A 7,870-nucleotide genomic window follows, 5' to 3' on the forward strand; every position below is an offset into this window, starting at 1 on the left:
GAGCGTGACCGCCGACCCGCAGGCCGCAGCCGAAGGCGCCGACGTGCTGGTGACCGATACGTGGACGTCGATGGGTCAGGAGAACGACGGGCTGGACCGGTTGCAGCCGTTCTGGCCGTTCCAGGTTAATTCCCAGCTTCTGGCGTTGGCTGACCCGGATTTCATTGTGCTGCATTGCCTTCCGGCCCATCGCGGTCATGAAATCACCGACGAGGTGATCGACGGACCGCATAGCGCGGTGTGGGACGAGGCAGAGAACCGGTTGCACGCGCAAAAGGCGCTGCTGGTGTGGCTGCTGGAGCGGTCCCGATGACTCGTTCGAAGACCACACCGGACGTCACCCGCGCCGGCAGGCAGGCCCGCATTGTGGCGATCCTGTCGTCGGCGCCGGTGCGCAGCCAAAGCGAGCTCGCCGCGCTGTTGGCCGCGGAGGGCATCGAAGTCACCCAGGCCACACTTTCGCGGGATCTGGAAGAACTCGGCGCGGTCAAGCTGCGAGGCGCCGACGGCGGTGTCGGCGTCTACGTCGTTCCCGAAGACGGCAGCCCGGTACGCGGGGTCTCCGGCGGTACCGGACGGCTGTCACGGCTACTGGGTGAGCTTCTGGTGTCCACCGACGCCACCGGAAACCTGGCCGTGCTGCGCACCCCGCCCGGTGCCGCTCACTACCTGGCGAGCGCGATCGACCGCGCGGCGCTGCCGTACGTCGTCGGCACCATCGCCGGTGACGACACGATCTTTGTGGCGGCCCGCGAGCCGATGACCGGCGCCGAACTCGAAGCCGCTTTGCGGCAGTTGACTAAAGCTGACGTAACGTAAGGAGATTAGTTCATGTCCGAGCGCGTCATCCTGGCGTATTCCGGCGGTCTGGACACCTCGGTTGCGATCAGCTGGATTGGGAAGGAGACCGGCCGGGAAGTCGTCGCGGTAGCCATCGACCTCGGCCAGGGCGGCGAGGACATGGAGGTGGTGCGCCAGCGGGCGCTGGACTGCGGCGCGGTCGAGGCGGTCGTCGTCGATGCCCGCGACGAGTTCGCGGAGGGCTACTGCCTGCCCACAATCAAGTCCATCGGCCTTTACATGGACCGCTACCCGCTGGTGTCGGCGATCAGCCGCCCCCTCATCGTCAAACACCTGGTCGCGGCTGCACGTCAATACGGCGGCAGCATGGTCGCACACGGCTGTACCGGCAAGGGCAACGACCAAGTGCGCTTCGAGGTCGGATTCGCCTCGCTGGCACCAGATCTGGAGGTGCTTGCACCGGTTCGTGACTACGCGTGGACCCGAGAGAAGGCCATTGCCTTCGCTGAGGAGAACGCCATCCCGATCAATGTCACCAAACGCTCGCCGTTCTCGATCGACCAGAACGTGTGGGGCCGCGCAGTGGAAACCGGCTTCCTGGAACACCTGTGGAACGCGCCGACCAAAGACGTGTACTCCTACACCGAAGATCCCACCGTGAACTGGAATACCCCCGACGAGGTGATCGTCGGCTTCGAATGCGGTGTGCCGGTATCGATCGACGGCAGAGCGGTCACGGTCCTGCAAGCTATCGAGGAACTCAACCGCCGCGGCGGCGCGCAAGGTGTCGGGCGCCTCGACGTCGTGGAGGACCGGCTGGTCGGCATCAAGAGCCGCGAAATTTACGAGGCGCCCGGGGCGATGGTATTGATCACCGCGCACACCGAGCTCGAACACGTCACGCTGGAGCGAGAACTCGGCCGGTTCAAGCGGCTGACCGATCAGCGTTGGGCCGAGCTGGTCTACGACGGCCTGTGGTATTCGCCGCTGAAGGCGGCCTTGGAGGCTTTCGTCGCCAAGACACAAGAGCACGTGACCGGCGAGATCCGAATGGTCTTGCACGGCGGGCACATCGCGGTCAACGGGCGCCGGAGCCCAGAATCGCTGTACGACTTCAACCTGGCTACCTACGACGAAGGCGACAGCTTCGATCAGTCCAAGGCGAAGGGCTTCGTGTACGTCCATGGGCTGTCGTCGAAATTGGCTGCCCGCAGGGACTTGCGCGCTGAAAACCCATGAGCACTAACGAGGGGTCGCTGTGGGGTGGGCGGTTCGCCGACGGCCCATCCGATGCGCTGGCGGCGCTGAGCCGGTCCACCCACTTCGACTGGGTCCTGGCGCCCTACGACATCGCCGCGTCCAGGGCGCACACCCGGGTGTTGTTCCGCGCCGGGCTGCTCAGCGAACAACAGCGCGACGGGCTGCTGGCCGGGCTGGACAGTCTGGCGCAGGATGTGGTTAACGGCAGCTTTGCGCCGCTCGACACCGACGAGGATGTGCACGCCGCGCTGGAGCGCGGTCTGATCGAGCGGGTCGGTGCTGATCTGGGTGGCCGGCTGCGCGCCGGGCGATCGCGAAACGACCAGGTCGCCACGTTGTTTCGGATGTGGCTGCGCGACGCGGTGCGCCGAGTCGCCGCCGGGGTGCTCGACGTCGTCGGCGCACTCAGCGACCAGGCCGCCGCCCATCCCACTGCGATCATGCCCGGCAAAACGCATCTGCAATCGGCACAGCCGATTCTGTTGGCCCACCATCTGCTCGCGCACGCCCATCCGCTGCTGCGCGACGTCGATCGGATCGCCGACTTCGACGAGCGCACCGCGATATCGCCGTACGGGTCCGGAGCGCTGGCTGGGTCGTCGCTGGGGCTCGATCCCGATGTGGTCGCCGAAGAGCTGGGATTCTCGGCAGCCGCAGACAATTCGGTCGACGCGACCGCGGCTCGCGATTTCGCCGCGGAGGCGGCGTTCGTGCTGGCGATGATCGCCGTCGACCTGTCGCGGCTCGCCGAGGACATCATCATCTGGAGTTCAACTGAATTCGGCTACGTCACTTTGCACGACTCATGGTCGACCGGCAGCTCGATCATGCCGCAGAAGAAAAACCCGGACATCGCCGAGCTGGCCCGCGGGAAGTCCGGCCGGTTGATCGGCAACCTGGCCGGGTTGCTGGCCACGCTGAAGGCGCAGCCGCTGGCCTACAACCGGGATCTGCAAGAGGACAAGGAGCCGGTGTTCGATTCGGTGGCGCAGCTGGAACTGCTGCTGCCGGCCATGGCGGGACTGGTGGCAAGCCTGACGTTCAATGTTGAGCGGATGGCGGCGCTGGCGCCGGCAGGCTACACACTGGCGACTGATATGGCGGAATGGCTGGTGCGGCAAGCCGTTTCATTCCGCGCGGCGCACGAGGCCGCCGGCGCGGCGGTGCGACTCGCGGAGCAGCGCGGCGTCGGCCTTGAAGAGCTAACCGACCAGGAGCTGGCCGCCATCCATCCTGCCCTGTCCGGTGAGGTGCGTGAGGTGCTGACGGTCGAGGGCTCGGTATCCTCGCGCGACGCCCGCGGGGGCACAGCGCCGATCCAGGTGGGCAAGCAGCTGGATAGCGTGCGCGACACCGCAGATCGACTGCGAGCGCAGCTGCGTCGCTAACGTCTTTCCATCAGCTCGGAGAGCTCGAGCCAGCGGTCCTCCAACGCGGCGACGTCGTCTTCAAGCGCCTGTAACTCCGGCGTCAACCGCATCAGCCCGACGTGGTCAGACGGGTCGTGCTCGGCGAGCTCGGTGCGTTTACCGGCGATCTGGTCGGCCAGCCGCGCCAGCCGGCGCTCGAGCGATGCGGTCTCTTTCTGCACGGCGCGCAGTTCAGCGCCTGACGTGCGCGTGGCGGCCATGGTAGGGCGCCGCTCCCCGGCCGCCGCTGACAGCCGCAGGTATTCGTCGATGCCGCCGGGCAAATGGCGCAGCCGGCCGTGCAGAATCGCGTACTGCTGGTCGGTGATCCGTTCCAGCAGGTAGCGGTCGTGAGAGACCACAATCAAAGTTCCGGGCCAGGAATCGAGCAGATCCTCGGTGGCGGCGAGCATATCGGTGTCCACGTCGTTGGTGGGCTCGTCGAGCAGCAACACATTCGGTTCGGCCAGCAATGTGAGCATCAACTGCAGCCGTCGGCGGAAACCGCCGGACAGGTCGCCGACCCGAGCGGACAACTGCTCGCGGGAAAACCCCAACCGCTCCAACAGCTGGGTCGGGCTGACCTCTCGGTCGGCGACCCGGTAGCCGGTGCGCAGCCTGCCCACCACGTCGGCCACCCGGTCAGCGGCCGACGCTGCCATCTCGTCGCCTTGCTGGTCGAGCATCGCCAGCCGAACCGTCTTGCCGCGCTTGACACGGCCGGTGTCCGGCTGCACGGTGCCGGCGATCAATCCCAGCAGCGTGGACTTGCCGGCACCGTTGGCGCCGACGATGCCGGCCCGTTCCCCCGGACCGATTCGCCATTCGACCGCGCGCAGCACAGGTTGGCCGCCGAAGGAGACCGATACGTCGAGCAGGTCGATCACGTCCTTGCCGAGCCGCGCGGTCGCCAGCCTCGCCAGCTCCACGGTGTTGCGCAGCGGCGGCACGTCGGCGATCAGCTGGTTGGCAGCCTCGACCCGAAACTTCGGTTTGGACGTGCGCGCCGGTGGCCCCCGGCGCAGCCAGGCCAACTCCTTGCGCATCAGGTTCTGCCGTTTGGCCTCCGCCGCGGCGGCCAGCCGGTCGCGCTCGACGCGCTGCAGCACATAGGCGGCATAACCGCCGTCGAACGGCTCGACCGTGCCGTCGTGTACCTCCCACGTCGTGGTCGCCACCTCGTCGAGAAGCCAGCGGTCGTGGGTCACCAGCAAAAGGCCACCGGTGTTGCGCGCCCAGCGCTGCCGCAGGTGGTTCGCCAGCCAGGTGATCCCTTCGATGTCCAGATGGTTGGTGGGCTCGTCCAGCGCGATCACGTCGCACTCGCCCAGCAGCAGCGCGGCCAGCTGCACACGTCGCCGCTGTCCGCCGCTGAGCGTGGATAGCTCTGCCTCCCAAGCGAGGTCGGACACCAGCCCGTTGACCACCTCGCGGATGCGCGGGTTAGCCGCCCATTCGTGCTCTGCGCGGTCGCCGAGCAGCGTCTGCCGGACAGTGCGGCCGCGGCCCAGGGTGTCCGCCTGGCTCAACGCACCGACCCGCAACCCGGTGCGGCGCGTGACTCGGCCGGAATCCGGCCGCAGCTGACCGGTGAGCAACCCCAACAGACTGGATTTGCCGTCGCCGTTTCGTCCCACGATGCCAATGCGGTCGCCGTCACTGACCCCCAGGCTGACCGACTCGAACACGACCCGAGTCGGGTACTCGAGGTGGACGTTCTCGGCCCCCAGCAGATGCGCCACCGGCCCGACCCTAACCGGCTACCGGCGGCGGCCAAAGCCGCGGGACCAGGTCGGCAGATGTGCCATGATTGCCACGCTGTCAGGCCCGCCTGCAGCAGCGATACTTGATAGCGGAGGCAGCAAGTGGATCTGAATCTGTCGGCGGTTACGCGGCCGGTCGAGCGTCTGATGGCCACGGCGCAGAACGGCCTGGAGGTGTTGCGGCTGGGCGGGCTGGAGACCGGTACCACGCCGTCGCCGTTCCAGATCGTCGAGAGCGTGCCGATGTACAAGCTGCGGCGGTATTTTCCACCGGACAGCCGCCCCGGCCAGCCGCCGGCCGGTCCTCCGGTGCTGCTGGTGCACCCGATGATGATGTCGGCCAACATGTGGGACGTCACCCGCCAGGAAGGCGCGGTCGGGATCCTGCACGCCGCCGGGTTGGACCCGTGGGTCATCGACTTCGGCGAACCGGACAAGGTCGAGGGCGGCATGCGCCGCACCCTGGCCGACCACATCGTCGCGCTGAGTCAGGCCATCGACACCACGACGGAAGTCACCGGCCGTGGTGTGCACTTGGCGGGCTATTCCCAAGGCGGCATGTTCTGCTATCAAGCCGGCGCATACCGCCATTCGAAAAACATCGCCAGCATCGTGGCGTTCGGGTCGCCGGTGGACACCTTGGCCGCGCTGCCGATGGGCGTTCCGCCCAACTTGGCCGCAGCGGCCGCCAACTTCATGGCGGACCACGTTTTCACCCGGCTAGCCATCCCAAGCTGGTTGGCGCGCACCGGTTTCCAGTTGATGGATCCGCTCAAGACTGCCAAAGCCCGCATCGATTTCCTGCGTCAACTGCATGACCGGGAAGCGTTGCTGCCGCGCGAACCGCAGCGCAGATTCCTGGAATCCGAAGGCTGGATCGCGTGGTCAGGTCCGGCGGTATCTGAGTTGCTCAAGCAGTTCATCGCCCACAACCGGATGATGACCGGTGGTTTCTCGATCAACGGGCAACTGGTGACCCTGACCGACATCACGTGCCCGGTGCTGGCGTTCGTCGGCGAAGTTGACGACATCGGCCAGCCCCCGGCGGTGCGGGGCATCCGGCGTGCGGCCCCGAACGCCGAGGTCTACGAATACTGCTTGCGTGCAGGTCATTTCGGGCTGGTCGTGGGATCGAAAGCGGCACAGCAGACGTGGCCGACCGTCGCGGCCTGGGTGCTGTGGATCTCCGGATCGGGTGACAAGCCGGCCGACATCGTCCCGATGGTCGAGCAGCCGGTCGAACGCACGCAGTCCGGTGTGGCGCTGAGCTCCCGGCTGGCGCACGGCGTAGGGGAAGCCTCTGAGGTGGCGCTGACCTTGGCCCGCGGCGCGGCCGAGGCCGTCGTCGCCGCCAACAAATCGGTGCGGACCTTGGCCGTGGAAACCGTGCGCACGCTGCCCCGGCTGGCCCGCCTGGGCCAGATCAACGACCACACCCGCATCTCGCTGGGCCGGATCATCGACGAACAGGCCCACGACGCGCCACAAGGCGAGTTCCTGCTGTTCGACGGGCGGGTCCACACCTACGAGGCGGTCAACCGGCGCATCAACAACGTGGTGCGCGGCTTCATCGAGGTCGGTGTTCGGCAGGGCGACCACGTCGGTGTGCTGATGGAGACCCGGCCCAGCGCCCTGGTCGCCATCGCGGCGCTGTCGCGGCTGGGCGCGGTCGCCGTGCTGATGCGAGCCGACAGCGATCTGGTGGCGGCAGCTCGCATCGGCGGCGTCAGCCAAATCGTCACCGATCCCACCAATCTCGACACCGCGCGGCAATTGCCCGGCCATGTACTGGTGCTGGGCGGTGGAGAGTCACGCGATCTGTACCTGCCCGAGGACGCCGACGTCATCGACATGGAAAAGATCGACCCCGACGCGGTCGAGCTTCCGGCCTGGTATCGGCAGAATCCCGGACTGGCAAGGGATCTGGCGTTCATCGGGTTCACCACCACCGCCGGTGGTGAACTGGTTGCCAAGCAGATCACCAACTACCGCTGGGCGCTCTCGGCGTTCGGGACGGCCTCCACCGCCGCGTTGGGCCGCGGCGACACCGTGTACTGCCTCACACCGCTGCACCACGAATCCGGGTTGCTGGTCAGCCTCGGCGGCGCGGTGGTCGGCGGTGCCCGCATCGCGCTGTCGCGTGGTCTGCAGCCGGACCGGTTCGTCGCCGAGGTCCGTCAGTACGGCGTCACGGTGGTGTCCTACACCTGGACCATGCTGCGCGAGGTCATCGACGATCCCGGATCGGCATTGCAGGGCTACCACCCGGTGCGGCTGTTCATCGGCTCGGGAATGCCGACCGGGTTATGGCAGCGGGTGATTGACGCGTTCGCGCCCGCGCATGTGGTCGAATTCTTCGCGACCACCGACGGGCAGGCGGTTCTGGCCAACGTGTCCGGCGCCAAGATCGGCAGCAAGGGCCGCCCGTTGCCGGGCGCCAGCCGCGTGGAGCTCGGCGCCTACGACGCCGACCACGACCTGATCCTGGAAGACGAGGGGGGCTTCGTGCAGGTCGCCGACGCCGACCAAGTCGGAGTGTTGCTGGCCCAGCCCCGAGGACCGATCGACCCGACCGCCTCGGTCAAACGCGGCGTGTTCGCGCCCGCCGATACCTGGATATCGACGGAGTATTTGTTC

The 7,870-nt window shown here is 67.3% G+C and carries 4 protein-coding genes and 2 pseudogenes (1 of these 6 cut by a window edge); 5 read left to right on the plus strand and 1 reads right to left on the minus strand.

Features of this window, described 5'->3' with window-relative positions:
* From ACFE99_RS15355 to argH, 4 genes and pseudogenes are all read left to right on the plus strand, one after another.
* A pseudogene (locus ACFE99_RS15355) lies at positions 1-313 on the plus strand (ornithine carbamoyltransferase); the annotation flags it as partial.
* On the plus strand, positions 310-819 hold the full coding sequence (locus ACFE99_RS15360; RefSeq protein WP_375486718.1) for an arginine repressor: 510 nt from the start codon (positions 310-312) through the stop codon (positions 817-819). The pseudogene ACFE99_RS15355 and the gene ACFE99_RS15360, both read left to right, overlap by 4 nt.
* Before the next feature lie 12 nt (positions 820-831).
* Positions 832-2,040, plus strand: coding sequence for an argininosuccinate synthase (locus ACFE99_RS15365; protein ID WP_375486720.1), 1,209 nt, complete (start codon positions 832-834; stop codon positions 2,038-2,040).
* Positions 2,037-3,449: an argininosuccinate lyase gene (argH, locus tag ACFE99_RS15370; RefSeq protein ID WP_375486722.1), complete on the plus strand. Its 1,413-nt coding sequence runs from the start codon at positions 2,037-2,039 to the stop codon at positions 3,447-3,449. The genes ACFE99_RS15365 and argH overlap by 4 nt, the downstream gene beginning before the upstream one ends.
* Here argH and ACFE99_RS15375 read toward each other — a convergent pair.
* Complete coding sequence (locus tag ACFE99_RS15375) at positions 3,446-5,212, minus strand: ABC-F family ATP-binding cassette domain-containing protein (RefSeq protein ID WP_375486724.1); 1,767 nt, start codon at positions 5,210-5,212, stop codon at positions 3,446-3,448. The genes argH and ACFE99_RS15375 overlap by 4 nt on opposite strands.
* A 168-nt stretch (positions 5,213-5,380) precedes the next feature.
* Here ACFE99_RS15375 and ACFE99_RS15380 point away from each other — a divergent pair.
* Positions 5,381-7,870, plus strand: a pseudogene (locus ACFE99_RS15380) (acyl-CoA synthetase) (it continues 460 nt past the right edge of the window).

Source organism: uncultured Mycobacterium sp., from assembly GCF_964249325.1.
In the GTDB taxonomy this organism is placed as follows: domain Bacteria; phylum Actinomycetota; class Actinomycetes; order Mycobacteriales; family Mycobacteriaceae; genus Mycobacterium.

Excerpts from the sequence above, each read along its gene's own strand:
- ACFE99_RS15360 (WP_375486718.1), top strand. The coding sequence starts at position 310 with ATGACTCGTTCGAAGACCACACCGGACGTCACCCGCGCCGGCAGGCAG.
- ACFE99_RS15365 (WP_375486720.1), top strand. The coding sequence starts at position 832 with ATGTCCGAGCGCGTCATCCTGGCGTATTCCGGCGGTCTGGACACCTCG.
- argH (WP_375486722.1), top strand. The coding sequence starts at position 2,037 with ATGAGCACTAACGAGGGGTCGCTGTGGGGTGGGCGGTTCGCCGACGGC.